The following is a 25,419-nucleotide window of genomic DNA, read 5'->3' as shown; positions in this document are numbered from 1 at the left end:
GGGGCGTCACCAGAGGCCGGCGGCGTCCTCCAGGAGGACCTGCCGGTGCCCCGGTGGCCGGCCCGGGCAGGCGGTGCACATGGCCTCCCCGGGCAGCCGGACCAGCAGGCAGCAGGAGACGCGGCGGACGAACCGGACGCCGCCGACGTCGGTGTACCGGGGCGCGGGCATCGGGTCGCCCACGGCCGCGGCCACCGGCGCGGCCAGCGCCGTGACCGTGCCGACGTCGCCCAGCGCCCGGCCGACGGCGAGCAGCCGGCCGGCCAGTGAGTCGGCGGCCACCGCCCACAGCGGCCGCTGCCGCACCCCGCCGGCCTCGGCCACCGCGGCGACCACCGAGCCGAGCGCCTCGCGCAGCTCCCCCGCGGGGTCCGGGCCCGCCGGTGCCCGGGACACCCCGGCCAGCACGGTGCCGCCGGCGATCTCGTAGAGGGTGGTGTCGGCCAGCCGGGCCGACAGCGGCCGGCCGGTGGCCAGGCCGGCGGCGACCGGCGTCAGCAGCACCGCCGAGGCCGAGTACCACCACACCGTCGCGAGCACCCGGCGGTCGGCGCTGCGGTAGCGGCGGCCCAGCGCGGCCACGCGGCCGGCCGTCCACGCCGGGTCGGCCAGCAGGGCGGCCGGGATCGGGCGGGCCGACGGCGGTGCGAGCAGGCCGAGGCCGGCGGCGCCGGGCACCCGCGCCGCCACGACCGCCTGGGGCCCGCCGTCCACCCGGCCAGTGTGCTGCACCCCCGTCGCGGGCGGCTGCCCCTCCGCCCCGCGCGGGCCCTACGGTGTGTGCTGGGACACGCCGCCTGCCGGCCGTGCGGCGGTCACGAGACGGAGGGAGCACCAGGTGAGCGAGTCGACCGGGTCGGAGGGCCGCCGGTTCCCGGCGCCGGAGCAGCTGGCCGCGTCCGCGAACGTGGGCCCGGACGTGTACGAGCAGGCCGAGGCCGACCGGCTGGCCTTCTGGGAGACGGCGGCGCGCCGGCTGGACTGGTCGCGGGAGTGGGACGAGGTCCTCGACTGGACGAACCCGCCCTTCGCGAAGTGGTTCGTCGGCGGGAAGCTCAACGTCGCCTACAACTGCCTGGACCGGCACGTCGAGGCCGGCCACGGCGACCAGGTCGCCTACCACTGGGAGGGCGAGCCCGGCGACACCCGCACGATCACCTACGCCCAGCTGACCGAGGAGGTCTGCAAGGCCGCCAACGCGCTCGTCGAGCTCGGCGTGAACGCCGGCGACCGCGTGGCGATCTACATGCCGATGATCCCCGAGACGGTCATCGCGATGCTGGCCTGCGCCCGCATCGGCGCCGTCCACATGGTGGTCTTCGGCGGCTTCTCCGCCGACGCCCTCGCCAGCCGGCTCGACGACTCCGGCGCCGTCCTCGTCATCACCTCCGACGGCGGCTACCGCCGCGGGGCGCCCAGTGCGCTCAAGCCGGCCGTGGACGACGCCGTCGGCCGCAGCCCCGGCGTGCGGAACGTGGTCGTCGTGCGGCGCACCGAGCAGGACGTCGAGTGGACCGAGGGCCGCGACCTGTGGTGGCACGACGTCGTGGACCGCCAGTCGCCGCAGCACACGCCCGAGGCCTTCGACGCCGAGCACCCGCTCTACATCATGTACACCTCGGGCACGACGGCGAAGCCCAAGGGCATCCTGCACACCTCCGGCGGCTACCTGACCCAGGTCGCGTACACGCACTGGGCGACCTTCGACCTCAAGCCCGACACCGACGTCTACTGGACCGCGGCCGACGTCGGCTGGGTCACCGGCCACAGCTACATCGTCTACGGGCCGCTGGCCAACCGGGCGACGTCGGTGATGTACGAGGGCACGCCGGAGACGCCGCACCGCGGCCGCTGGTTCGAGCTCATCGAGAAGTACCGCGTCTCGATCCTCTACACCGCACCCACGGTGATCCGGACGTTCATGAAGTGGGGCGAGGACATCCCCGCCGGCTTCGACCTCTCCAGCCTGCGGCTGCTCGGGTCGGTGGGTGAGCCGATCAACCCCGAGGCCTGGCTCTGGTACCACCGCAACATCGGCGGCGAGCGCTGCCCGATCGTGGACACCTGGTGGCAGACCGAGACCGGGGCGCACATGATCACCCCGCTGCCCGGCGTCACGAGCCTCGTCCCCGGCTCGGCCCAGCACCCCTTCCCCGGCATCTCGGCGAGGGTCGTCGACGACGAGGGCAACGAGCTGACCAACGACTCGACCGGGCTGCTGGTGCTCACCGAGCCGTGGCCGGCGATGCTGCGCACGATCTGGGGCGACGACGACCGCTACGTCGACACCTACTGGTCGCGGTTCGGCAAGAACGTCTACTTCGCCGGCGACGGCGCGAAGAAGGACGCCGACGGCAACATCTGGCTGCTGGGCCGCGTCGACGACGTCATGAACGTCTCGGGGCACCGCATCTCCACCACCGAGGTCGAGTCGTCGCTCGTCGGTCACCCGACCGTCGCCGAGGCGGCCGTCGTCGGGGCCAGCGACCCGACCACCGGGCAGGGCATCGTCGCCTTCGTGATCCTGCGCGGGAACGCGGAGGACTCCGGCGAGGAGCTGGTGCAGACGCTGCGCAACCACGTCGCCCGCGACATCGGCCCGATCGCCAAGCCGCGGCAGATCATGGTCGTGCAGGAGCTGCCCAAGACCCGCTCCGGGAAGATCATGCGGCGGCTGCTGCGCGACATCGCCGAGAACCGCGAGCTGGGCGACGTCACCACGCTGACCGACTCCTCGGTGATGAACCTGATCAAGGACAAGCTCCCCGCCGCGTCGTCCTCGGAGGACTAGACGGAGGCCTGAGACCGGTCGCGCGTCCCGGCTCCCCACGCTCGGCAGGGGGAAGCCGGGACGCGCGTCCGGCGATCATGGGGGACGATCCTCGGCAGGCCGTCCGCGGCCGTCCGACAGTCCGACCAGGGAGGAGCCCCCGTGGCCCACAGCGCGTCGTCCACCCAGCCCGCCGCGCGGCATGCCGCCAGCGCCGACCCCTCCGTGGGCTCACTGGTGCAGAGCGCCATGGCCGACGTCTCCACGCTGATCCGCGCGGAGATCGAGCTGGCCAAGACCGAGATCAGCCGCTCGGCCAAGAAGGCGGGCATGAGCGTCGCGCTGTTCGCCGTCGCGGGGGTGCTGCTGGCCTTCGCCGGCATCTACCTGTTCGTCACGCTCGCCGAGTTCTTCACCTGGCTGGGCCTGCCCCGCTGGGTGTCCTACCTCATCGTCACCGTCGGCCTGCTGCTCGTCGCCGCGATCGCGGGGTTCGTCGGCCTGCGGATGCTCAAGAAGATCGACAAGCCCGAGCGGACGATGGAGTCGCTGCGCGAGCTGCCCGACGTCATGCACCGTGAGGAGCCGGGCCAGCGGCGCCGCGCGCTGCCCACGGTGAGCAACGGGCGCGTCGAGCGGCGCTCCCCCGACAGCTACCTGGTCTGAGCGCCGGCACGACCGGGGGCGTCCCCGCCGGCGAGCGGCCCGACGCCACCAGCGTCCTGCTGCCCGGCCCCTGGCTCCACCGCGACGCCTCGGCCAACGGCGTCCGGCTGCACCTGGCCGAGGCCGGGGAGGGTCCACTGGTCCTGCTGCTGCACGGCTTCCCGCAGTTCTGGTGGACCTGGCGGGCGCAGTTGCCCGTCCTCGCCGCGGCCGGGTTCCGGGCGGTCGCGGCCGACCTGCGCGGCTACGGTGCCAGCGACAAGCCGCCGCGCGGCTACGACCTGCCGACGGCGGCCAGCGACGTCGCCGCGCTCGTCCGCGCCCTGGGCGAGCGCGACGCCGTCGTCGTCGGCCACGACTGGGGCGGGCTCGTCGCCTGGACGATGGCCGCGCTGCACCCGCGGGTCGTGCGCCGGCTGGTCGTCGTCTCGATGGCCCATCCCCGGCTGCTGCGCTCCGGCCTGCGCGACGCCGCCCAGCGGCGGGCCCTGCGCCACGTCCTGCGCTTCCAGCTGCCGCGGCTGCCCGAGTGGCGGCTGACCCGCACCGACGACGACCCGGTGGCCGAGTGGCTGCGCGACTGGGCCGGGCCGGACTGGACGCAGACCGCCGACTTCGCCGAGGCAGTGGGGCGCTACCGCTCGGCCGCGCGGATCCCCCAGGCGGCCTACGGGTCGATGGAGTACTTCCGCTGGGCCGGGCGCTCGCAGGTGCGGCCCGACGGGCTGCGCTACGCCCGCCGGATGGCCGCCCCGGTCACCGCGCCCACCCTGCAGCTGCACGGCGACGCCGACCCGCTGGTGCTGCCGCGGACCGCCCGGGGCTCGGGCCGCTACGTGGCCGGCGCCTACGAGTGGCGCGAGCTCCCCGGCATCGGCCACTTCCCGCCCGAGGAGGCAGCGGCCGAGGTCGGCACGGCCATCGCCGACTGGGCCCACTGAGCAGAGGCCCCCGCAGGGGTCCGGTGGACGATGGCCCCCGGGCAGGGTCCCGCCCCGAGCCTGCGAGCGGTGGGGGGCAGAGGCGTCCTTCTATTCACACGGGCCGGTGTCTACCTCGGCGGTCGCGGTGGACCCGGCGCGCGCGGCCGGGGCGACCTGGTGGGCGGTCAGCGCGTAGCCGGTGGCCGGGTCGTCGATCGCCGAGGCGAAGACCACCCCGAGGACCTGCCCGTCCGGGTCGAACAGCGGCCCGCCGGAGTTGCCCGCGCGCACCTCGCCGAAGAGCGCGTAGACGTCGCGCTGCACCGTGCGGGTGTTGCGGAAGTCCGGGCCGCTGATCGGGCCCTGGTCGCGCACGCGGGCCGGGCCGATGAACAGCGCCCCGCCGCCCGGGTAGCCCATGATGATCGCGCCGTCGCCGGTGTCGGAGACCTGCGGGGCGAAGGCCAGCGCCACCTGCGGCAGGTCGGGCACCGCCAGCACCGCGATGTCGACCTCCTCGTCGACGTAGACCGTCGTCGCCTCGTACTCCTCGCCCTCGGCCTCGACCACGGGGTCGTCCACCCCGGCGAGCACGTGCGCGTTGGTCATCACGCGGCCGGGCGCGTACACGAAGCCGGAGCCGTCGATCTGCCGGGAGCACGACGGAGCGACGCCGCTGATCTTGACCACGGAGCCCTGCACCTGGCCGACGACGGGGCTGGTGGCCAGCGTCTGGTCCGGCGCCTCCACCTCGCGGGCCTGGGTCGGCGTGAGCGGGTCGAGGACGTCGGGCAGCCCGCGGCGGTCGATCGCCTCGCGCAGGGAGTCGTAGACCGCGCGCACGCTGTCGGGGACGGCCCGGTCGACCGCCTGCACGAGCGCCGACTTCCGGACCTGCCCGGCCAGCCCCGGGAACGGGGCGCTGGCGAGCGGGGTGGCCACCATCCACGCCACGAGCAGCACCGCCACCGCCGACACCACCGCACCGGCGACCGAGTCGAGCACCTCGGCCGGCTCCCAGGTGACCCGGCGGCGCACCGCCCTCCCGATCGCACCGGCCAGCACCTGCCCGAGCAGCGCCCCCGCCAGGACGACGACCAGGGCGGCGAACACCCGGGTCACCGGCGACCCGTCGAGCCGGTCGGCGACCGGCCCGGACAGCTGCGCACCGAGGACGGCGCCGCCGAGGAAGCCGAGGAAGGAGGTCGCCGACACCACGAGGCCCTGGCGGAAGCCGGAGAAGGCGAAGACCAGGGCGAGGACGATGAGGGCGAGGTCGACCAGCGACATGGATCAGCCGCGCACCGTCATGACGCCGGTCTGGCCGAGCTGGACGTGGAAGCTGCACTCGAAGGGGTGGTCGCCGGGCGCGGTGACCTCGAACTCGATGGTCTCGGTGTCCCCGGCGGCCAGCAGCGGGATCTCCTCGGGGATCTCCTCGACGCCGGCGCCGGGCGTGAAGCGGAAGTTGTGGGTGGCCTGCGTGGCGGTGCTCTGCACGGTCAGCCGCACCCGGCCGGGGGCCACGGTGAAGGTCTCGGGCACGAACACGTAGTCGTCCGGCGTCTGGATGGTGACCTCCTGGACGCCGTCCTCCCCCGTCGTCACGGTGCCCAGCGACGCGTCGCTGCTGGAGGGCGCCGCGCCGTCGCCGGAGCCGCCGTCCGAGCCGCAGCCGGCCAGCACCCCGGCCGCCAGCACCGCACCGGCCAGCGCCGCCGGGAGGCGGCGCGTCCACGTCCCGCTCATCGCCATTCCCTCATCGGCGCGGAACCGTACGCGCCGCGGGGTCCCCGGGCCCGCCGTCGGCCACCGTCGGCGCGGCGGCGTCCTCCACGCCGCCCTCGCCGAGCGACCCGGGCGCGCTCTCGGGGCGGGCCCCTGCCGACTCCAGCGGACGCACGTCGCGGGGGTTCCACGGCCGCGCCAGGCCGGCGGCCTCGAGGACGGCGTCGAGCAGGCCCGCGGTGAAGCCCCACACGACCATCCCGGCGACGCCGAACGCCGGCCCGACGTAGCCGGCCGGGTGCCGCACGCGGAACCGGTTGGCCGGATCGGCGAGCTCGGCCAGCGGCACGCGGGCCACCCGGGCCACCTCCTGCGGATCACCGACGGTGACGTCGCGCGGGTCGGCCCACCAGGCCACCACCGGGACGACGAGGTTGTCCGAGGGCCCGAGGAACAGCTCGGGCAGCGTGGCCAGCACCCGGACGCCGTCGGGGTCGACGCCGGCCTCCTCCTGCGCCTCCCGCAGCGCGGTGCCCACCGGGTAGTCCTCACCGGGATCGGCGCCGCCGCCGGGGAAGGCCGGCTGCCCGGCGTGCGTGCGCAGCCGCGCGGACTTCTCGATCAGCAGGACGTCGGCGCCGCGCGGGCCCTCGCCGAAGAGGATCAGCACCGCCGACCGGCGCGCGGTGTCCGTGGCGGCCTGCATGCGGTGGCGCAGCGGCAGGTCGCCCGCTGCGGCCACCAGCCGCTGCAGGTAACCGGGCAGGCCGGTGGTGTCGACGCCGGGCAGCAGGCCGGTCACAGCTGCACCCCCAGGTGCTCGGCGACCAGACCGCGCAGCTCGTCGACGGACTCGACCGCCCCGGTCCGCACAAAGGCCACCGATCCGTCGGCGGCGAGGAACACCGTGTGCGGCAGACCGCGCAGACCCAGCGCCGCGGCGACGTCGCCCCGCCCGTCGAAGGCGCCGGGGAGCGTGACGCCGGCGTCCTCGGCGAAGGAGGCCGCCTGCGGGACGCCGTCCTGGCTGATGACCCCCAGCACCCGGACGCGGTCGCCGGCGAGGTCGGCGAGCTGCTGCACCAGCGGCAGCTCCTCACGGCACGGGCCGCACCAGCTGGCCCAGAGGTTCAGCACGGTGGGCGTCCCGGGCGCGCGGCCGAGGTCCAGCGTGCCGCCGGTGAAGCACTCGATCGGCGCGACGGCCGACAGGTCGCCGTCGGCCGCCGGCTCGTCGGGCTGCTCCGGGCAGGTCGCCAGGTCCGTCTGCGTGGAGGCGACGGTGGCCCGCCGGGGGGTGTCGGGCTCGTCGGCCTCTGCCGTACAGGCGGACAGCGCCAGGCCCAGGGCGAGCAGCAGCGCGGCCGTGCGCCGGGCGCTCACTCGGTGTCCGACGCCGCGGGCGTCTTGACCAGCTTCAGCGCCGCCTCGGGGTCGGTGGGGCCGATGCCGTAGGAGGGGCACCAGCGCGCCAGCCCGCACGCGCCACAGGCGGCCTTCTTGGCGTGGCACACGCGCCGGCCGTGGAAGATCACGCGGTGGCTGAACATCGTCCAGTCACGCTTCGGGACGAGCTCGGCGATCTCCGCCTCGACCTTGACCGGGTCCTCCTCGGCGGTCCAGCCGAAGCGGCGGACCAGCCGGCCGAAGTGGGTGTCGACGGTCAGCCCCGGCACGTCGAAGGCGTTGCCGAGGACGACGTTCGCCGTCTTGCGTCCCACGCCGGGCAGGGTGACCAGGTCCGCCATCCGCCCGGGGACCTCGCCGTCGAACCGCTCGACCAGCGCCTGCGCGAGCCCGAGGACCGAGTTGGCCTTGGCACGGAAGAAGCCGGTGGGCTTGAGGATCTCCTCGAGGTCACCGCGGTCGGCGCCGGCCAGCGCCACCGGGTCCGGGTACTTCGCGAACAGCGCCGGGGTGACCCTGTTGACCGTCTTGTCGGTCGTCTGCGCGGACAGGACGGTGGCCACCAGCAGCTCGAAGGCGTTGGTGAAGTCGAGCTCGCAGTGCGCGTCGGGGTGGATCACCGCGAGCTCGCGGGCCATCCGGCGGGCGCGGCGGGTGCGGGCCAGCGGCGTCTCGTCCGGGTCGAACGGCACGGCCGCCGGGCGGGAGGCAGGAGCACGGCGCGCTGCGGGGCGCGCGTAGGCCGGCGAGGACACGCGGTCGAGGGTATGCGTCACCGGCGACGACTCCGGGCCCGTGTCATCATCGCGACAGCCCTGCTCACAGCGACCGGACAGGAGGTGGACGTGGTCGCGCTCATCGTCATCCTCTTCCCACCGATGGTGATCGCCTTCCTCCTCGTGATGGAGCGGGTCGAGGAGCCGCTGCGTCGGCCGACGTCGCCGCGCGAGGTGGCCGAGTTCCTCTCGTCCGCGACCCCGGGCGAGGTCGACACGCTGGCCGCCTCGGGCATCCGCCGGGCGATGACCCGCTGGCGCCGCCGTCGCCGGTCCCGGGTCCGCCAGAGCTCCGAACCCCTCGTCTGAACCGGGCGGAACGCGTCCCCGACGGGGGCCCTCCTCACCCCGCGGGGTCACCCCGCGTGTCTCCGAACGGGTGACCGTGGGCACAGCCGCCTAGACTCCCCCTGGACGCGGGCGCGGTAGCCCCGCACGTCGAGCGCGAACGGTGGGGTGGAGAGGACACGTGGTGGACGAGGTGTTGGCCCAGTCGGGGCTCTTCCAGGGGCTCTCGGAGGAGGCCGTCGACCCGGTCGCCAGTCGTCTGGAGACGATGACCCTGCCCCGGGGCCGGGTCGTGTTCAACGAGGGCGAGCCGGGCGACAGCCTCTACATCGTGCTGAGCGGCAAGATCAAGTTGTCCCGCCGCTCCCCCGACGGCCGCGAGAACGTGCTCGCCGTCATGGGCCCCTCCGACCAGTTCGGTGAACTCTCAGTGTTCGACCCCGGCCCGCGCACGGCCACGGCCACCGCGGTCACCGACGTGAAGCTGGCCAAGATGCCGCAGTCGGTGCTCCGGCCGTGGATCGAGGCGCACCCCGAGGTCGGCGAGCGGCTGCTGCACGTGCTGGCCCGGCGGCTGCGGCGCACCAACGACTCGGTGGCCGACCTGATCTTCACCGACGTCCCCGGCCGCGTGGCCAAGGCGCTGCTGCAGATGGCCGACCGATTCGGCAGCCGGGAGTCCGACGGCCTGCGGGTCAAGCACGACCTCACGCAGGAGGAGCTGGCCCAGCTGGTCGGCGCCTCCCGGGAGACCGTCAACAAGGCCCTGGCCGACTTCGTGCACCGCGGCTGGATCCAGCTGCAGGGCAAGTCGGTCGTCGTCCTGGACGAGGACCGGCTCCGCCGCCGCGCGCGCTGAACCCCTGAACGCCAGAGGCCCGGAACCGGCTCGGTTCCGGGCCTCTCGCGTTCGACGCACCTGGCCGCAGGGTGTCGTGGCCGGTGGCGGGCCCGGAGGGTCCCCGCCGGACGCGACGGTGGGGCTCAGCGCAGCCGGGGGACGGCACCTGACCGCAGGGTGTCGTGGCCGGTGGCGGGCCCGGAGGGTCCCCGCCGGACGCGACGGTGGGGCTCAGCGCAGCCGGGGGACGGCACCTGACCGCAGGGTGACCCGGAGGGTCACGAGGGGAGCGGCACGACCAGACCGATGCGGGTGCCGTCGGGGAGCTCGGCGAAGCGTCCCTCGGGCGTGGTCTTCAGCTCCGGCATGATGGGGTGCAGCGGCTCCGGCGGGGAGCCGGCCAGCGCGGCCGCGACGTCGGGGAACGCCGACAGCTGGCTGAGGGTGTGGATGGTCGGCGGCAGCATCGGCCGGGTGCCCGCCCGCATCTGCGTCAGCGCGGCCTCCGGGGTCAGCCAGCTGGCCTCGTCGGCCTCACCGGACACGTCCCGGGCCTCCTGGCCGACCGGCAGTGCCGCGGCGAAGAACCGGGTGTCGTAGCGCCGGGTCTCCTGCGGCGGGGTGATCCAGTGCGCGAACGGCCGCAGCAGGTCCGCGCGCAGCGCCAGCCCGCGGGTGGCCAGCAGCTCGGCCAGCGACAGCTCGCGGGTCAGCAGCGCCTGGCGCTGCACCTCCCAGTCGTCCCCGGAGACGTCCGGGACGACGTCGGTGCCGTCGGGTGACCCGGCCAGCAGCACGCCGGCCTCCTCGAACGTCTCGCGGACGGCGGCGCACACCAGCTCGCGCGCCGTCCGCTCGTCGCAGCCGAGCGCCTGCGCCCACTCCCCGGGCGCCGGCCCGGCCCAGGCGACCTCGGTGTCGCCGTCGCGGGGGTCCACGCCGCCGCCCGGGTAGGCGGTCATCCCGCCGGCGAACGGCATCCCGCGCGTGCGGCGCAGCAGGTGGACCTCCAGGCCCTGCTCGCCGTCGCGGAGCACCAGGACCGTCGCCGCCGGGCGGATCTCGGTCATCCGCGCAGTTCGACCGTGAGCTCGATCTCGACCGGCGCGCCCAGCGGGAGCTCGGCGACGCCGACCGCGCTGCGGGCGTGGTGGCCGGCCTCGCCGAAGACCTTGCCCAGCAGCTCGCTGGCGCCGTTGACCACCCGCGGCTGGCCGCTGAAGCCCTCGGCGCTGGCCACGTAGCCGACGACGCGCACGACCCGCGCCACCGAGTCCAGGCCGACCAGGTCGTCGACGGCGGCCAGCGCGTTGAGGGCGCACAGCTTGGCGTCGGCGGCGGCGTCCTCGGGGTCGACCGAGCCGCCCACCTTCCCGGTGCGCCGCAGCCCGCCGTCGACGAAGGGCAGCTGGCCGGAGGTGAACACCAGCTGCCCGGTGCGCACCGCCGGCACGTAGGAGGCGACCGGCGCGGCCACCGGTGGCAGCCGGATGCCCAGCTCGGCCAGACGGGCGCGCCAGCTCGGCGGCTGCGTCCCCTGCGTCATCGCCGGCGCCTCAGGAGAGCGGGCGCTTGAGGTACGCGACCGGCTGCTCGGGACCGGTGGGGCCCGGCAGCACCGTCACCAGCTCCCAGCCGTCGACGCCCCACGAGTCGAGGATCGCCTTGGTGTTGTGGATCAGCAGCGGGATGGTGGCGTACTCCCACCTGCGGCGGGCCGGTTCGCTCATGGGGGACGACGCTAGCGCAGGCGGCGGTGCCCAGCCGGGGGTGCGCCCGGCCCGCGGGAGGCCGGAGTCCGCAGAGTGCTCCTAGGCTGGTGCGGGTGAGCCCCGACTTCCCCGTGCGCTGCCACGTCGTGACCGGGAAGGGCGGGACCGGTAAAACCACCGTCGCCGCCGCCCTGGCCCTGGCCCTGGCGTCCGAGGGACGCACCGTCCTGCTGGTCGAGTGCGAGGGGCGGCAGGGCATCGCCCAGCTCTTCGACACCCCGCCGCTGCCCTACGAGGAGCGCCGGGTGGCGGTCACCCGCGGCGGGGGCGAGGTGCGGGCCCTGGCGATCGACGTCGAGGAGGCCCTGCTCGAGTACCTCGAGATGTTCTACAACCTCCGCCGGGCCGGCCGGGCGCTGCGCAAGATGGGCGCGGTCGACTTCGCCACCACGATCGCCCCGGGCCTGCGCGACGTCCTGATCACCGGGAAGGTCAAGGAGGCCGTCACCCGCCGCAAGGACGGCCGGCGGGTCTACGACGCGGTCGTCGTCGACGCGCCCCCGACCGGGCGGATCACCAAGTTCCTCAACGTGACCGGGGAGATGTCCGAGCTCACCCGCTCCGGCCCGATCAAGACCCAGAGCGACGGCGTCATGGCGGTGCTGCGCTCCCCGCAGACCGCGGTGCACCTGGTCACGCTGCTCGAGGACATGCCCGTGCAGGAGACCGCCGACGCCATCGCCGAGCTCACCGCGGCCCGTCTGCCGGTGGGGTCGGTGATCGTCAACATGGCCAGCGAGCCGGTGCTCCCGGAGGCCGCCCTCGCGCGGGCCGTCGAGGGCGCGGTCACCGGCGCCGACCTGGCACCCGGGCTGGCCGCGGCCGGCCTGCCCGACGACCCGGCGCTGGCCGAGGCCCTGGCCGCCGAGGCGGTCGAGCACGCCCAGCGGTGGGCCGCCCAGGACGCGCTGCGCGCCCGGGTGGAGACGCTGGGCCGCCCGCTGGCCGAACTCCCGCTGCTGCCCGGCCCGATGGACCTCGGGTGCCTGTTCGAGCTGGCCGGCCGGCTCGAGGACCACCTCGGTGCGGAGGTCGCCGCGTGAGCGCCGCGGAGGAGGCGACGCCCCGCCCGGCCCGCGCCCCCGCGCGCCCGGCGGCCGAACGGCAGGCACCACCCATGGACCTCGCCGCGCTGATCGAGGACGCCGACACCCGGATCCTCGTGTGCTGCGGCTCGGGTGGCGTCGGCAAGACCACGACGTCGGCCGCGCTCGCCCTGGCCGCCGCGGAGGCCGGCCGGCGGGTCGTCGTCCTCACCATCGACCCGGCCCGCCGGCTGGCGCAGTCGCTGGGCCTGGAGGAGCTGGACAACGAGCCGAGGAAGGTCGAGATCCCCGGGATCGCGGGTGAGCTGCACGCGATGATGCTGGACATGAAGCGGACGTTCGATGACATCGTCGTCTCGCACTCGACGCCCGAACGGGCCGAGCAGATCCTGGCCAACCCCTTCTACCAGACCCTGTCGTCCTCGTTCGCCGGGACGCAGGAGTACATGGCGATGGAGAAGCTCGGTCAGCTGCGCGCGGCCGACACCTGGGACCTGATCATCGTCGACACGCCCCCGTCGCGGTCGGCGCTGGACTTCCTCGACGCGCCCAACCGGATGAGCCGCTTCCTCGACGGCACGATGATCCGGCTGCTCACCGCCCCCGCGCGGGCCGGCGGGCGGGCCGGGTTCAAGTTCGCCAGCGCCGGGCTGATGTTCTTCAGCCGCATCATCAGCAAGGTCCTCGGCGGCCAGCTGCTGCGCGACATCTCCGCGTTCGTCAGCGCCCTCGACACGATGTTCGGCGGCTTCCGCGAGCGGGCCACCGCCACCTACGAGCTGCTGCGGCGGCCGGGCACGTGGTTCGTCGTCGTCGCGACGCCGGAGCCCGACGCGCTGCGCGAGGCCTCCTACTTCGTCGACCGGCTCTCCTCCGAGGGCATGCCCCTGGCCGGGCTGGTGCTCAACCGGACCCACCCGCCGGCCAGCACGCGGCTGTCGGCCACCCGCGCCGAGACCGCGGCCGAGGCCGCCGCCGAGACCGGGAACGGCGACCCTGCCGTCGCCCTGGCCGCCGGCGCGCTGCGGGTGCACGCCGAGCGGATGACGCTGGCCGCCCGCGAGCAGCGGCTGGCCGACCGGTTCACCAGCGCGCACCCCGAGGTGGCGATGCGGGCCGTCCCGGCGGCCGCCGGCGACGTGCACGACCTCGACGGGCTGCGCACGATGGCCGAGGCCCTGACCGGTCCCGACGGCGACACGCCGACGGGCGTCCCGCGGACCCGGGTGCTGCCCGCGCGCCGCGCCTGAACCGCGCTCCGGGGTCGGCGCGCCCCGTACTCTTCCGGGTGATGTCTGCTCCCTCCCGCGCCCGGGTCCTGGGCAAGCTCGCCGCGATGATCGTGGTGGCCGGCGCGCTCGTCGCCGGCATGCTGTTCCCCCTCGTCGGCGGCGCCGGGCTGACGGCACGCAACTCCGCGTCACTGCTCGACGCGCTGCCGGTGGAGCTCACCGACGCCACCCCGGCGGGCAACTCGCGCGTGCTGGCCGCGGACGGCTCGCTGATCACGAACTTCTACAACCACAACCGCACGGTCGTGGGCTCCGACCAGATCGCCGACGTGATGAAGCAGGCGCTGGTTGACATCGAGGACGCGCGCTTCTACGACCACAACGGCCTGGACGTGCAGGGCACCCTGCGCGCCGCGGTGACCAACGTGGCCGCGGGCTCGGTGCAGGAGGGTGGCTCGACGATCACCCAGCAGCTGGTCAAGCAGACCCTGCTGGAGACCGCCGACAGCGCCGAGGAGCGTCAGGAGGCCATCGAGCAGGACGGCGTCGAGGGCCTGTCGCGCAAGCTGCGCGAGGCCCGGCTGGCCCTGGCGCTGGAGGAGACCTACTCCAAGGACGAGATCCTCACCCGCTACCTCAACATCGTGTACTTCGGGCAGGGCGCCTACGGCATCCAGGCCGCCGCCCAGCAGTACTTCAGCGTCAACGCCGCCGACCTGAACCTCCCCCAGGCCGCGATGTTGGCCGGGCTGGTGCAGAGCCCGGCCAACGACGACCCGGTCACCAACCCGGAGAACGGGCAGACCCGCCGCAACCAGGTGCTGCAGCGGATGTTCGACCTCGGCCACCTCGAGGGCACGAACGAGGAGCAGCTCGCCGCGCTCATGGCCGAGCCGGTGCAGGTCGCGCCGGGCATCAGCCCGCCCAACGGCTGCATCGACGCCGCCGTCGGCGGGTTCTTCTGCGCGTTCCTGCAGCAGTACCTGACCCAGACGCTCGGCATCACCCAGGAGCTGCTCGACAACGGCGGCCTGACCATCCAGACGACGCTGAACCCGCAGCTGCAGACGCTCGGCGACCAGGCGGTCCTCAACACCCTGCCGATGGGGGCCGAGCTCGCCGGCATGTTCACCGCCGTGCAGCCGGGTACCGGCGCCGTCCTGGCGATGAGCGTCAACCGCCAGTTCGGCTGCGCCGACCCTCAGTGCGAGTCGGTCGTCCTCAACACCGTGGCCAGCCAGGGCGCCGGGTCCACCTACAAGGTGTTCACCGCCGCCGCCGCGCTCGAGGCGGGCATCCCGGCCAACACCGTGATCAGCACGCCCGGCAACCAGTACACCTCGCGCATCTACAACGGTCCCTCGTGCGGGAGCGACCGCGAGCAGGCCAACGGCAAGTACTGCGTGCAGAACGCCGGCAACTACCCCGACACCCTCGACATGGTGGGGGCGCTGGTCCGCTCGTCGAACACCTACTTCCTCGCGCTGCAGGACCGCCTCGGCAGCGTCGAGGGCCCGGTGCGCATGGCCGAGCGCATGGGCATGGGCTTCGACCAGCCGAACCAGACGCCGGCCGACCAGATCATCGCCGAGAACCGGGGGTCGTTCACCCTCGGCGCCGAGGCCACCAGCCCGCTGGACCTCGCCAACGCCTACGCCACGCTGGCCGCCCAGGGCACCCGGTGCGACCCGGTGCCGGTGACCCAGGTGCTCGACCGCAACGGCCAGCCGCTCACCCGCGACGACGGCCAGCCGCTCGTCACCGGCGGCAACTGCACCGCCGAGGCCATCCCGGCCCCGGTCGCCAACACGCTCGCCAACATCCTCGTCGGCGACGTCGCCAACCCCGAGGGCACCGGCACCCGGGCCGCGGTGCCGGGCCACGTCATCGCCGGCAAGACCGGCACCTCGCAGAGCAACTTCTCCGCTGCCTTCGTGGGCATCATGCCCGAGTACGCGGCCAGCGTGATGGTGCTCAACCCCAAGCAGAACCAGAACGTCGGCGGCTTCGGCGGCAACAAGCCGGCCACCATCTGGCACGACGCGATGGCACCGTTCCTCGCCGACAAGCCGACCTCGGGGTTCGCCCCGGCCGACCCGGTGCTGATGGGCCAGGGTCGCCCGGTCCCCCAGCCGACGCAGGGCACCGCCGGGGAGCCTGCTCCCGACCGGGGTCCCGCGGCGGCTCCCGACCAGGGCCCGGCTCCGGACCAGGGCGTCGAGCAGCCGGGGACCGCGAACGGCCGGCCCGGCAACGGCGGCCGGGGCGGCGGAGGCGGCGGCGGGGGCTTCGGCGACTGACCCGGCGCTCAGCCCAGCTGGCGGCGGACCTCCGCGGCGACCCGGGCGCCCTCCGCGCGGCCCGCGACGACCGCGTTGGCCGCGCCCATGACCCGGCCCATGTCCTCCATGCCGGTCGCGCCGGTGCGGGTGACCGCGTCGGCGACGATCGCGGTGAGGTCGGCGTCGTCGAGCTGGGCGGGCAGGTAGCCGGCCACCACCTCGCCCTCCGCCCGCTCGCGCGCGGACTGCTCGGCGCGGCCGGCGGACTCGAACGCCTCGGCGGCCTCGCGGCGGCGCTTCGCCTCGCGGCGCAGCACGCCGAGCACCTCGTCGTCGGACAGCTCGCGGGCCTCCTTGCCGGCGACCTCCTCCGCGCTGACCGCCGCCAGCACCATCCGCAGCGTGGCGGTGCGCAGCTCGTCGCGGGACTTCATGGCGGTGGTCAGGTCGGCGCGCAGCTGGTCCTTGAGGGCAGACACGCCCTCAGCCTGGCACGACGTCCCCGCTGGGCACCCGTCGGCTCGCGGCCGCTCCGGCGGCGGCCCGTAGGCTCGGGCCCGTGCGCTGGTACACCGCCCTCCCCACGGCCACCGTCGCGGCGGGCGCCTCCACGGTCGCCTACGCGTCCCTGGTGGAGCGCAACCGTTGGACCCTGCGCCGCTTCGACGTCCCCGTGCTCGCCCCCGGCTCCGCGCCGCTGACCGTGCTGCACCTGTCGGACCTGCACATGACCGCGGGGCAGCGGTCCAAGCGGGACTGGGTGGCCGCCCTCGACGACCTCGAGCCCGACCTCGTCGTCGACACCGGGGACAACCTGGCCGGGCTGGACGCCGTCCCGACGGTGCTGCAGGCACTGGACCCGCTGCTCGACCGGCCCGGCGCCTTCGTCACCTCGTCCAACGACTACTACGCGCCGCGGCCGAAGAACCCGTTCAGCTACCTGACGAAGCCCGACAAGCGGGTCCACGGCATCGACCTGCCCTGGTACGAGCTGCGCGACGGGCTGACCGGCCGCGGCTGGGTGGACCTCACCAACGCCCGCGGCGAGCTCACCGTGGCCGGCCGCCGCATCGTGTTCGCCGGGTGCGACGACCCGCACATCCAGCGGGACCGCTACGACCTCGTCGAGGGCCCGGCCGACCCGACGGCGGACCTGCGCATCGGCGTCGTGCACTCCCCCGAGCCGCGGGTGCTCGACCGCTTCGCCGCGGACGGCTACGACCTGCTGCTGTGCGGGCACACGCACGGCGGGCAGCTGCGGGTGCCCCTCTACGGCGCGCTGGTCACCAACTGCGGCATCGACCGGGACCGCGTCCGCTGGCTGCACCGGTGGGCCGAGCCCGCGCCCGGGAGGCCGAACGGGACCTGGCTGCACGTCTCCGCCGGCCTGGGCACCAGCCCCTACGCGCCCGCGCGCTTCGCCTGCCCGCCCGAGGCGACGCTGCTCACCCTGACCGCGCGGCCGGCCTGAGGAAGGACCCCTCTGCCGCCCACCGCTCGCGAGCTCGCGGCGGGACCCTGCAGAGGGGCCGCGGAGTACGGGCGCTACAGTGGTCGCGGAACGCCGGGGTGTGGCGCAGCTTGGTAGCGCGCGTCGTTCGGGACGACGAGGCCGCAGGTTCAAATCCTGTCACCCCGACTCCAGCCGAGGGGCCGCCGAGAGGCGGCCCCTCAGCCGTTCCGGGCCCGTTCCCGTCGAGGCCGGACACGGTTGACGGGTTGAGCCCGGTCCGTAACGGGCACCGACGGACCCGATGACCGAGTGGTTGCTCCTCCTCGCCGCCGTGGTGCTCACGGCACTCACCGGCTTCTTCGTCGCCGCCGAGTTCTCCCTCACGACCGTGGACCGCGGTCGTGCCGAGGAGGCCGCCCGGGCCGGTGACGCGGGCGCCGGCGGTGTCGTGACGGCGCTCAAGTCGCTGTCCACCCAGCTCTCGGCCGCCCAGCTGGGCATCACGCTGACCACCCTCGTGGTCGGCTACCTCGCCGAGCCCGCGATCGGCCAGCTCCTGCACGGCCCGCTCGAGGCCCTGGGGCTGTCCCAGGGAGCCGCCACGGGCGTCTCCTACGGCCTGGCGCTGGCGCTGGCGACGACGTTGCAGATGCTCCTCGGCGAGCTCGGCCCGAAGAACCTCGCCATCGCCAACCCGCTCGGCGTCGCCCGCTTCGTCGCGCCGGGCATGCGCGCGTTCACCGCGGCCACCGGCGTCCTGCTCAACGGCCTGCAGCGGCTGGCCAACGCCATCGTGCGGCGGCTGGGGTTCGAGCCGCGCGAGGAGCTCGACTCCGCCCGCGGCGCCGACGAACTGGCCGCCGTCGCCCGCCGGTCGGCCGAGGAGGGCGACCTCTCCCCCGTCGCCGCGCGGCTGCTGCAGCGATCCCTGGGCCTGCGCGCGAAGTACGCGACCGACGTCATGACCCCGCGCACCCGGCTGTGGACGCTGCGGGCCAGCGCCACCGCCGCCGACGTCATCACCGCCGCCACCGAGTCGGGCAACTCGCGCTTCCCCGTCTACGGCTCCGACCTCGACGAGGTCACCGGCGTGGTGCACGTCAAGCGTGCGGTCGCCGTCCCGGAGGCCGAGCGCTCCCGCCGCACCGCCGGGGAGCTCGCCGACCCGGTGCTCGCGGTGCCGTCGTCCCTACGCCTGGAGCGGCTGCTGGACCTGCTGCGCGAGCAGGGCCTGCAGATCGCGCTCGTGGTCGACGAGTGGGGCGCCACGCACGGCGTCGTCACGCTGGAGGACATCATCGAGGAACTGGTCGGCGAGATCACCGACGAGACCGACCGGCCGCTGCGCACGCTGCGCCGCGTCGGGGACGGCGAGTGGATGCTGTCCGGCCTGCTGCGGCCCGACGAGGTCCTCGAGCGGACCGGCATCGCGGTGCCCGAGGGCCGCTACGAGACCCTGGCCGGCTTCCTCGCCGAGCAGCTGCAACGCCTCCCCGAGGAGGGCGACACGGTGGAGCTCGAGCAGGCCCGGCTGACGGTGGAGACGCTCGACGGCCGGCGCATCGCCCGGGTGCGGGCCGAGATGACCGTCGTCCTCCCGGCGGGCGCCACGGCCTCGCGGCTGCGCGCGGAGAAGGCCGCGGCATGAGCGACGTCATCAGCCTGCTGATCCTGGTCGCGCTGCTGCTGGGCAACGCCTTCTTCGTCGCCGCGGAGTTCGCGCTGGTGTCCGCGCGGGTCGACCAGATCGAGCCGCGGGCCGAGGCGGGCTCCGCGCGGGCGGTCAAGACCCTGGCCGCGATGCGCAACGTGTCGCAGATGATGGCCGGCGCGCAGCTGGGCATCACGCTGTGCTCGCTGGGGCTGGGCGCGGTCGGCGAGCCCGCCGTCGCCCACCTCATCGAGGCACCGCTGCACGCCGTGGGCGTCCCGGACGCGCTGCTGCACCCGATCGCGCTGGTCATCGCGCTGTCGATCGTGACCGTGCTGCACATGGTGCTCGGCGAGATGGTGCCGAAGAACATCACCCTCGCCGGCCCGGACAACGCGGCCATCGCGCTCGGGCCGCCGCTGGCCGCCTTCACCCGGCTGCTCAAGCCGGTGATCTGGGCCTTCAACACCACGGCCAACGTCTTCGTGCGGCTGTTCGGCGCCACCCCCACCGACGAGATCGCCGCCAGCTTCGACGAGACCGAGATCCGCTCGATGATCACGCAGTCGCGGCAGGAGGGCCTGCTCGGCACCGAGGTGAGCGAGCTGGCCGCCGGCGCGCTGCAGTTCGAGCAGCACACCGTGGAGGACGTGCTGCTGCCGATGGACACCGTGGTGACCGTGCCCCGCTCGACCACGCCGCGGCAGCTGGAGGCCGTCGTCGCCGAGCACGGGTTCAGCCGCTACCCGGTCCACGGCGACGACGGCGCCCTGCTCGGCTTCGTGCACGTCAAGGACGCCCTCGGGGTGGGCGGCGCGGACCGCGACCGGCCGATGCCCGACGACCTCGTCACGCCGCTGGTGCCGATCGCGCCGGACACCAAGCTGCCCGAGGTGCTCTCCGAGATGCGGGCCCAGGGCTCGCACCTCGGCGGCGTGGTCAGCAGCGACGGCGGAGAGCGCCGGACCGTCGGCCTGGTGGCCCTGGAGGACGTGCTCGAGCTGCTCATCGGCGACGTCCGCGACGCCGCGGCCGAGCAGGCAAAGGTCCTCGCCGACCGGGCCGCCCGCGGACGGGGCCGGGGCGGCCAGCCGGCCGGCGCGGGCGCCGGGGGAAGATGACGGGGTGAGCGCCCCCGTCCTGTCCCCGGAGGTCACCACCCGCTGGCAGGCGCGCTTCCGCGCGCCCCGCGTCAGCCTGCCCGACTGGGCGCTGCACGCGCCGCAGCGGTGCCTGTACGCCTCCGACGTCAGCGGCGTCGTCGAGCAGTACGCGTGGGACCGCACCACCGATGCCCACCGCCAGGCCACAGACCGGCCCAACGGCACGCTGATCGGCACGCTGTCGCCCGACGGCGAGACGATCTGGTGGTTCGCCGACACCGACGGCGACGAGTTCGGCGTCTGGATGGTGCAGCCCTTCGCGGGCGGGGAGGACCGGGTCGCCGTCCCGGAGGTGGGCCCCGCCTACCCCGCGGGCCTGGAGATCGGCGGCTCGCTGGTCGCGATCGGCCGGTCCACGGACGACGGCAGCGAGCTGTGGCTGGCCCCCGTCGGCGGCACCCCGCGCGTGGTCTACCGGCACGAGGACCCCGCCTCGGTCGACGCCCTCACCCTCGACGACGAGCTGCTCGTCGTGTCGCACTCCGAGCACGGCGACCCGCGCTACCCGGCCCTGCGCGTGCTGCGGACCGCCGACGACGCCGTCGTCGCGGAGAAGTGGGACGGCGAGGGGCGCGGCCTGCACGCGCTGGAGTTCGCCCCGCTGCCCGGCGACCGGCGGCTGCTGGTCGGGCACGAGCGGCGCGGCCGCGAGGAGCTGCTGGTCTGGGACGTCGTGGCCGACTCCGAGGTGGAGATCGTCCTCGACCTCCCCGGCGACGTCACCGCCGGCTGGTACCCCGACGGCTCGGCGCTGCTGGTCGGGCACGACCACGCCGCCCGCAGCGAGCTCTACCGCTACGACCTCGGCACCGGGGCGCTGGAACGGCTGGACACCCCGTCCGGCGTCGTCCGCGGCGCCACGGCCCGGCCCGACGGCACCGTGGAGCTGGCGTGGTCGTCGTCGCAGCTCCCGCCGGTGATCCGCCGCGCCGACGGCCCGGTGGTGCTCGCCGCGCCCGGCGAGGAGCCGCCCGCGGCGTACCCGGTCGAGGACCGCTGGGTGCCCGGTCCCGGCGGCGACGTGCACGCCCTGGTCGTGCGGCCCGCCGGGGAGGCGCCGTACGCGACGGCGTTCCTGGTGCACGGCGGCCCGGAGTCGGCCGACGACGACTCCTACCGCGCCCGCCGGGCCGCCTACGTCGACGCCGGCTACGCGGTCGTGCACGTCAACTACCGCGGTTCCACCGGCTACGGCAGCGCCTGGCGCGACGCGCTCACGGGCCGGCCGGGTCCCACCGAGCTCGAGGACGTCGCCGCCGTCTACGACGCGCTGGTCGCCGAGGGCTTCCTCGACCCGGCGCGGGCGGTGCTCACCGGCGGCTCCTGGGGCGGCTTCCTCACCCTGCTGGGCCTGGGCACGCAGCCCGAGCGCTGGGCCGCCGGCATCGCCGAGGTCCCGGTGGCCGACTACCTGGCCGCCTACGAGGACGAGATGGAGGGCCTGCGGGCCTACGACCGGGCGCTGTTCGGCGGCTCTCCCGACGAGGTGCGCGAGCGCTACGTGCGGTCCTCACCGATCACCCACGTCGAGCGGGTGCGCGCGCCGGTGCTCGTCGTCGCCGGGGCCAACGACCCGCGCTGCCCGATCCGGCAGATCGAGAACTACCTCGGCGAGCTCGAGCGGCTGGGCAAGCAGCACGAGGTGTACCGCTTCGACGCCGGCCACGGCTCGCTGGTCATCGAGGAGACGATCCGGCAGGTCGAGACGGCACTGGCCTTCGCGCTGAGACACTGTCCACCTACCGGTGGACACCGCGGCCAGGAGCCGTCCCCCCGCTGAGTGGAGCCGCTCCGTCCGCCCGGTCGGGAGGTCTCCGGCCCCCGCGCCCGGACGGACCCCTCCCCCGTGCGGGTAGCAGCGCGGCGACGGCGAGCGTCGTCAGCAGGTAGAGGTCCTCGACCACGACACCCAGCACCCCGCGGTCGTGGTGGTGTCCGGGGTCGGCCTCGGCGAACCAGATCGACGACGACGCGAGGACCAGCGCTGCGACGGCGACCAGCGCCCCGGCGGACCGGCGGGAGCGGGCCCACGACGGCGTCCCCTGTTCTGCCGGGCTCCCCGCCGCGACGTCGAGGAGGACGACCAGCGCCGGCACCAGCCAGACGAGGTGGTGCGACCAGGAGATCGGGCTGACCAGGCAGGCGGCCAGCCCGGTGAGCGCGATCCCGGCCAGGTCGTCACCGGCGCGGGCGGCACGGACCGCGCGGATCAGCACCAGCCCCAGGACGGCGACGACCAGGACCAGCCACACCAGCCGCGGCGGCTGGGCAGGGTCGGTGAGCCGCGCCAGCCCGCCGAGCAGCGACTGGTTGGAGGTCTTGTCCAGCCGGCCGACCCGGTCGGTCTGCCACAGCGTGGAGGTGAAGAACCGCCACGAGGTGTCCGGCGCGACCGCGAACGCCAGGCCGGTCGCGACGGCGCCGGTGGCGGCCGCGACGGCGGCCGCGCGCCAGCGTCGCGTCAGCAGCAGGTACACCAGGAACAGGCCGGGCGTGATCTTGAGCGCCGCGGCCAGCCCGATGCCGACTCCGGCCCACCGCGACCCGCGGCGCAGCGCGGCGACGTCGGCCAGCACCAGCGCCAGCAGCACCAGGTTGACCTGGCCGAACCCGATCGTCTCCCGCACCGGCTCGAGCACGAACAGCACCGGGACCGCGGCGGCGACGCTGAACCCGGCGGGCCACCCGTGCCGGCGGGCCAGCGGGGCGATCAGCCACCAGGTCACGCCGGCGAGGACGAGCAGGTTGACCGTGGCGTGCACGGCCGCGACCGCCTCGATCGGCAGCAGGGTCATCGGCAGCACCGCGAGCGCTGCGAACGGCGGGTAGGTGAAGCCGTACTGCGTGCGGCCGTAGGTGTAGTCGTAGAGCGGCCGGCCCGAGCGCCACCACTCGGCCGCGCCGTCGTAGACGCGCAGGTCGAACCAGTTGTGCCAGGGGTCGTTCGGCACCAGCACGGAGACCAGCGCGGCGAGCGCCGTCAGCACGAGGACCGCGCCGGCCTGCGCGGTGACCCGCCTACCGACCCCCGGACGGCCGACGGGTGCCACCTCCGCTCAGCGCCGGAGCAGCAGCTCGGCGATCTGCACGGTGTTGAGCGCCGCGCCCTTGCGCAGGTTGTCGTTGCTCACGAACAGCACCAGACCGCGGTCGTCGTCGACGCTCTGGTCCTGCCGGATGCGCCCGACGTAGCTGGGGTCCTGCCCGGCGGCCTGCAGGGGTGTCGGGACGTCGGTGAGCTGCACGCCCGGGGCGTCGCCGAGCAGCTCGGTGGCGCGCGCGACGGTCAGCGGCCGGGCGAACTCGACGTTGAGCGACAGCGAGTGCCCGGTGAAGACCGGCACCCGCACGCAGGTGCCCGAGACGCGCAGGTCGGGGATGCCGAGGATCTTGCGGCTCTCGTTGCGGAGCTTCTGCTCCTCGTCGGTCTCGAACGAGCCGTCGTCGACCAGGGAGCCGGCCATCGGCAGCACGTTGAAGGCGATCGGGCGCACGTACTTCTGCGGCTCGGGGAAGGCCACCGCGGCGCCGTCGTGAGTCAGCTCGGCAGCCTTGTCGACGACCGCCTTCACCTGCCCGTCGAGCTCCTCGACGCCGGCCACGCCGCTGCCGGAGACCGCCTGATAGGTGCTGGCGACCAGCCGGACCAGCTGCGCCTCGTCGTGCAGCGGCCGGAGCACCGGCATCGCGGCCATGGTGGTGCAGTTCGGGTTCGCGATGATGCCGCGGGGGACGTCGGCCAGGGCCTGCGGGTTCACCTCGGCGACGACGAGCGGCACGTCGGCGTCGCGGCGGAACGCGGAGCTGTTGTCGACGACGGTCACGCCGGCCTCGGCGAACCGCGGCGCCTGCGCCCGTGAGGTGCTGGCGCCGGCGGAGAACAGCGCGACGTCGAGCCCGGTGGGGTCGGCGGTGGCGGCGTCCTCGACGGTGATCTCGCCGTCGCCCCAGGGCAGGGTGCTGCCGGCGCTGCGCGCGCTGGCGAAGAACCGCAGCTCGCTGAGCGGGAAGCGGCGCTCGGCGAGGATCTGGCGCATGACCGCGCCGACCTGGCCGGTGGCGCCGACGATCCCGACCCGCAGGCCGTCACTGCTGAACGCGGTCATCGTCCGGTCCCTCCGTAGACCACGGCCTCGGCCTCGTCGGTGCCGAGGTCGAAGGCGTCGTGCACCGCGCGGACGGCGAGGTCGACGTCGGTGTCGCGGCAGACCACGGAGATGCGGATCTCCGAGGTGCTGATGAGCTCGAGGTTCACGCCGGCGTCGGCCAGGGCGCCGAAGAAGCGGGCCGAGACGCCGGGGTGGCTGCGCATGCCGGCGCCGACCAGGCTCACCTTGCCGATGTGCTGGTCGAAGCGGACGTCGCTGTAGCCGACGGTGTGCTTGACCTTCTCCAGCGCGGCGATCGCGGCCGGGCCGTCGCTCTTGGGGAGCGTGAAGGAGATGTCGGCGATCTTGCTGGCCTCGGCCGACACGTTCTGCACGATCATGTCGATGTTGATCTCGGCGTCGGCGAGCACGCGGAAGAGCTGCGCGGCCTCGCCCGGCCGGTCCGGGACGCCGTAGACGGTGATCTTGCCCTCGCTGCGGTCGTGCGCGACGCCGGTGATGATCGCCTGTTCCACGCTGAGGTCCTCCATCGAGCCGGCCACCACGGTGCCGGGGAGCTGTGAGTAGGAGCTGCGGACGTGCACCGGGATGCCGTAGCGGCGGGCGTACTCGACGCAGCGGAGCATGAGCACCTTCGCGCCGGAGGCCGCGAGCTCGAGCATCTCCTCGTAGGTGACGGTGTCGAGCCGGCGGGCGTTGGGGACGATCCGCGGGTCGGCGGTGAAGACGCCGTCGACGTCGGTGTAGATCTCGCAGACGTCGGCGCGCAGGGCGGCGGCGACGGCGACCGCGGTGGTGTCCGAGCCGCCGCGGCCGAGCGTGGTGATGTCCTTGGTGTCCTGGCTGACGCCCTGGAACCCGGCGACGATGACGATCGACCCCTCGTCGAGCGCCGAGCGCAGCCGGCCGGGCGTGACGTCGATGATCCGCGCCTTGCCGTGGCTGGAGGTCGTGATCACCCCGGCCTGCGAGCCGGTGAACGAGCGGGCCTCGTAGCCGTGCGTGTTGATCGCGATGGCCAGCAGCGCCATCGAGATGCGCTCGCCCGCGGTGAGCAGCATGTCGAGCTCGCGGCCGGGCGGGTCGTCGGTGATCTGCGCGGCCTGGTCCAGCAACTCGTCGGTGGTGTCACCCATCGCCGAGACCACGACGACGACGTCGTTGCCGGCCTTCTTCTCCGCGACGATGCGCTCCGCGACGCGCTTGATGTGGGCGGCGGAGGCCACGGAGGAGCCACCGTACTTCTGCACGACGAGGGCCACGGGTCCACAGGCTACCGATGCTGGCTCCCGACCCCGGGAAGCAGCCCGGC

Annotated in this window: 25 protein-coding genes and 1 tRNA gene; 13 read left to right on the top strand and 13 right to left on the bottom strand. The window is 74.6% G+C overall.

All coding sequences use genetic code 11. The annotated features are described in order from the left end of the window. Nucleotides 1-6: 6 nt before the first annotated feature. Entirely contained in the window at nucleotides 7-714 is a 708-nt protein-coding gene (locus BM414_RS01640) for a (2Fe-2S)-binding protein (RefSeq protein ID WP_245784388.1), read from the bottom strand. Between the two features lie 124 nt (nucleotides 715-838). On the opposite strand from BM414_RS01640, the gene acs reads away from it, so the two are divergent. The 3 genes from acs (at nucleotide 839) to BM414_RS01625 (ending at nucleotide 4,377) form a co-directional block, all read left to right on the top strand. Continuing rightward, nucleotides 839-2,791 carry an acetate--CoA ligase gene (gene acs / locus BM414_RS01635; RefSeq protein ID WP_093577683.1) on the top strand — a complete coding sequence of 651 codons (1,953 nt, stop codon included), beginning with the start codon at nucleotides 839-841 and terminating at the stop codon, nucleotides 2,789-2,791. Nucleotides 2,792-2,932: 141 nt separating this feature from the next. After that, on the top strand, nucleotides 2,933-3,436 hold the full coding sequence (locus tag BM414_RS01630; protein WP_093577682.1) for a phage holin family protein: 504 nt from the start codon (nucleotides 2,933-2,935) through the stop codon (nucleotides 3,434-3,436). Beyond that, nucleotides 3,433-4,377, top strand: a complete 945-nt coding sequence (locus BM414_RS01625; RefSeq protein WP_093577681.1) for an alpha/beta fold hydrolase — start codon at nucleotides 3,433-3,435, stop codon at nucleotides 4,375-4,377. The genes BM414_RS01630 and BM414_RS01625 overlap by 4 nt, the downstream gene beginning before the upstream one ends. A gap of 90 nt (nucleotides 4,378-4,467) precedes the next feature. Here the strand turns inward: BM414_RS01625 and BM414_RS01620 are convergent, their stop codons facing one another. From BM414_RS01620 to nth, 5 genes are read right to left on the bottom strand one after another with little or no spacing between them, the layout of a single operon-like run. Further along, nucleotides 4,468-5,649: a MarP family serine protease gene (locus tag BM414_RS01620; RefSeq protein WP_093577680.1), complete on the bottom strand. Its 1,182-nt coding sequence runs from the start codon at nucleotides 5,647-5,649 to the stop codon at nucleotides 4,468-4,470. Nucleotides 5,650-5,652: 3 nt separating this feature from the next. After that, nucleotides 5,653-6,108 (bottom strand): plastocyanin/azurin family copper-binding protein, encoded by a 456-nt coding sequence (locus BM414_RS01615; RefSeq protein WP_093577878.1) that lies wholly within the window; start codon nucleotides 6,106-6,108, stop codon nucleotides 5,653-5,655. A gap of 10 nt (nucleotides 6,109-6,118) precedes the next feature. Next, entirely contained in the window at nucleotides 6,119-6,889 is a 771-nt protein-coding gene (locus tag BM414_RS01610) for an NUDIX hydrolase (RefSeq protein ID WP_245784386.1), read from the bottom strand. Next, nucleotides 6,886-7,470 (bottom strand): TlpA family protein disulfide reductase, encoded by a 585-nt coding sequence (locus BM414_RS01605; protein ID WP_093577679.1) that lies wholly within the window; start codon nucleotides 7,468-7,470, stop codon nucleotides 6,886-6,888. Before BM414_RS01605 ends, BM414_RS01610 begins: the two co-directional genes overlap by 4 nt. Continuing rightward, complete coding sequence (gene nth / locus BM414_RS01600) at nucleotides 7,467-8,249, bottom strand: endonuclease III (protein WP_245784385.1); 783 nt, start codon at nucleotides 8,247-8,249, stop codon at nucleotides 7,467-7,469. Before nth ends, BM414_RS01605 begins: the two co-directional genes overlap by 4 nt. Before the next feature lie 90 nt (nucleotides 8,250-8,339). Between nth and BM414_RS01595 the strand changes: the two genes are divergently transcribed. After that, complete coding sequence (locus BM414_RS01595) at nucleotides 8,340-8,579, top strand: hypothetical protein (protein ID WP_093577876.1); 240 nt, start codon at nucleotides 8,340-8,342, stop codon at nucleotides 8,577-8,579. 163 nt (nucleotides 8,580-8,742) lie between these two features. After that, nucleotides 8,743-9,417, top strand: a complete 675-nt coding sequence (locus BM414_RS01590; RefSeq protein WP_093577677.1) for a Crp/Fnr family transcriptional regulator — start codon at nucleotides 8,743-8,745, stop codon at nucleotides 9,415-9,417. Nucleotides 9,418-9,677: 260 nt separating this feature from the next. Here BM414_RS01590 and BM414_RS01585 read toward each other — a convergent pair whose 3' ends face one another. Genes BM414_RS01585 through sp36 form a run of 3 tightly spaced genes read right to left on the bottom strand, consistent with a single transcriptional unit; the run spans nucleotide 9,678 to nucleotide 11,129 of the window. Next, a complete protein-coding gene (locus BM414_RS01585) occupies nucleotides 9,678-10,469 on the bottom strand; it encodes an NUDIX hydrolase (protein ID WP_093577676.1) in 792 nt (263 codons plus the stop codon). Beyond that, nucleotides 10,466-10,945 carry a RidA family protein gene (locus BM414_RS01580; protein WP_093577675.1) on the bottom strand — a complete coding sequence of 160 codons (480 nt, stop codon included), beginning with the start codon at nucleotides 10,943-10,945 and terminating at the stop codon, nucleotides 10,466-10,468. The genes BM414_RS01585 and BM414_RS01580 overlap by 4 nt, the downstream gene beginning before the upstream one ends. Nucleotides 10,946-10,955: 10 nt before the next feature. Beyond that, nucleotides 10,956-11,129 (bottom strand): Sp36 family protein, encoded by a 174-nt coding sequence (sp36, locus tag BM414_RS01575; protein ID WP_093577674.1) that lies wholly within the window; start codon nucleotides 11,127-11,129, stop codon nucleotides 10,956-10,958. Nucleotides 11,130-11,224: 95 nt separating this feature from the next. Between sp36 and bagA the strand changes: the two genes are divergently transcribed. Genes bagA through BM414_RS01560 form a run of 3 tightly spaced genes read left to right on the top strand, consistent with a single transcriptional unit; the run spans nucleotide 11,225 to nucleotide 15,749 of the window. Beyond that, nucleotides 11,225-12,214: an ATPase BagA gene (gene bagA, locus BM414_RS01570; RefSeq protein ID WP_093577875.1), complete on the top strand. Its 990-nt coding sequence runs from the start codon at nucleotides 11,225-11,227 to the stop codon at nucleotides 12,212-12,214. Continuing rightward, nucleotides 12,211-13,467 (top strand): ATPase BagB, encoded by a 1,257-nt coding sequence (gene bagB, locus BM414_RS01565; protein WP_217644465.1) that lies wholly within the window; start codon nucleotides 12,211-12,213, stop codon nucleotides 13,465-13,467. The genes bagA and bagB overlap by 4 nt, the downstream gene beginning before the upstream one ends. Nucleotides 13,468-13,508: 41 nt before the next feature. Then, a complete protein-coding gene (locus BM414_RS01560; RefSeq protein ID WP_093577673.1) occupies nucleotides 13,509-15,749 on the top strand; it encodes a transglycosylase domain-containing protein in 2,241 nt (746 codons plus the stop codon). An 8-nt stretch (nucleotides 15,750-15,757) separates the two neighbouring features. Here BM414_RS01560 and BM414_RS01555 read toward each other — a convergent pair whose 3' ends face one another. Beyond that, nucleotides 15,758-16,210 carry a GatB/YqeY domain-containing protein gene (locus BM414_RS01555; protein WP_093577672.1) on the bottom strand — a complete coding sequence of 151 codons (453 nt, stop codon included), beginning with the start codon at nucleotides 16,208-16,210 and terminating at the stop codon, nucleotides 15,758-15,760. An 80-nt stretch (nucleotides 16,211-16,290) separates the two neighbouring features. Between BM414_RS01555 and BM414_RS01550 the strand changes: the two genes are divergently transcribed. From BM414_RS01550 to BM414_RS01530, 5 genes are all read left to right on the top strand, one after another. Next, entirely contained in the window at nucleotides 16,291-17,202 is a 912-nt protein-coding gene (locus tag BM414_RS01550) for a metallophosphoesterase (RefSeq protein WP_093577671.1), read from the top strand. Nucleotides 17,203-17,296: 94 nt separating this feature from the next. Further along, nucleotides 17,297-17,370 (top strand) — tRNA-Pro (locus tag BM414_RS01545). A gap of 115 nt (nucleotides 17,371-17,485) precedes the next feature. Next, the gene (locus BM414_RS01540; RefSeq protein WP_093577670.1) at nucleotides 17,486-18,832 is read left to right on the top strand and encodes a hemolysin family protein; all 1,347 of its coding nucleotides are present in this window, start codon (nucleotides 17,486-17,488) and stop codon (nucleotides 18,830-18,832) included. Further along, a complete protein-coding gene (locus BM414_RS01535) occupies nucleotides 18,829-19,956 on the top strand; it encodes a hemolysin family protein (RefSeq protein ID WP_093577669.1) in 1,128 nt (375 codons plus the stop codon). Before BM414_RS01540 ends, BM414_RS01535 begins: the two co-directional genes overlap by 4 nt. 4 nt (nucleotides 19,957-19,960) lie before the next feature. Beyond that, a complete protein-coding gene (locus tag BM414_RS01530) occupies nucleotides 19,961-21,778 on the top strand; it encodes a S9 family peptidase (RefSeq protein ID WP_093577668.1) in 1,818 nt (605 codons plus the stop codon). Here the strand turns inward: BM414_RS01530 and BM414_RS01525 are convergent. The 3 genes from BM414_RS01525 to BM414_RS01515 are packed head-to-tail and all read right to left on the bottom strand — an operon-like array spanning nucleotide 21,738 to nucleotide 25,369. After that, nucleotides 21,738-23,048, bottom strand: coding sequence for a glycosyltransferase 87 family protein (locus BM414_RS01525; protein ID WP_093577667.1), 1,311 nt, complete (start codon nucleotides 23,046-23,048; stop codon nucleotides 21,738-21,740). The genes BM414_RS01530 and BM414_RS01525 overlap by 41 nt on opposite strands. Nucleotides 23,049-23,054: 6 nt before the next feature. Continuing rightward, a complete protein-coding gene (locus BM414_RS01520; protein ID WP_093577666.1) occupies nucleotides 23,055-24,104 on the bottom strand; it encodes an aspartate-semialdehyde dehydrogenase in 1,050 nt (349 codons plus the stop codon). After that, entirely contained in the window at nucleotides 24,101-25,369 is a 1,269-nt protein-coding gene (locus BM414_RS01515; protein ID WP_093577665.1) for an aspartate kinase, read from the bottom strand. Before BM414_RS01515 ends, BM414_RS01520 begins: the two co-directional genes overlap by 4 nt. Nucleotides 25,370-25,419: the final 50 nt, after the last annotated feature.

The organism is Geodermatophilus amargosae, from assembly GCF_900116515.1.
Classification (GTDB): Bacteria; Actinomycetota; Actinomycetes; order Mycobacteriales; family Geodermatophilaceae; genus Geodermatophilus; species Geodermatophilus amargosae.
The sequence above is the reverse complement of the archived record's forward strand: the minus strand, read 5'-3'. Positions and strand labels throughout refer to the sequence as shown.

Bases quoted from the DNA above. Each gene is read 5' to 3' on its own strand.
- BM414_RS01620 (WP_093577680.1), bottom strand. From the start codon at position 5,649: ATGTCGCTGGTCGACCTCGCCCTCATCGTCCTCGCCCTGGTCTTCGCC.
- BM414_RS01615 (WP_093577878.1), bottom strand. From the start codon at position 6,108: ATGAGCGGGACGTGGACGCGCCGCCTCCCGGCGGCGCTGGCCGGTGCG.
- BM414_RS01585 (WP_093577676.1), bottom strand. From the start codon at position 10,469: ATGACCGAGATCCGCCCGGCGGCGACGGTCCTGGTGCTCCGCGACGGC.
- BM414_RS01580 (WP_093577675.1), bottom strand. From the start codon at position 10,945: ATGACGCAGGGGACGCAGCCGCCGAGCTGGCGCGCCCGTCTGGCCGAG.
- sp36 (WP_093577674.1), bottom strand. From the start codon at position 11,129: ATGAGCGAACCGGCCCGCCGCAGGTGGGAGTACGCCACCATCCCGCTG.
- BM414_RS01560 (WP_093577673.1), top strand. From the start codon at position 13,509: ATGTCTGCTCCCTCCCGCGCCCGGGTCCTGGGCAAGCTCGCCGCGATG.
- BM414_RS01540 (WP_093577670.1), top strand. From the start codon at position 17,486: ATGACCGAGTGGTTGCTCCTCCTCGCCGCCGTGGTGCTCACGGCACTC.
- BM414_RS01535 (WP_093577669.1), top strand. From the start codon at position 18,829: ATGAGCGACGTCATCAGCCTGCTGATCCTGGTCGCGCTGCTGCTGGGC.
- BM414_RS01520 (WP_093577666.1), bottom strand. From the start codon at position 24,104: ATGACCGCGTTCAGCAGTGACGGCCTGCGGGTCGGGATCGTCGGCGCC.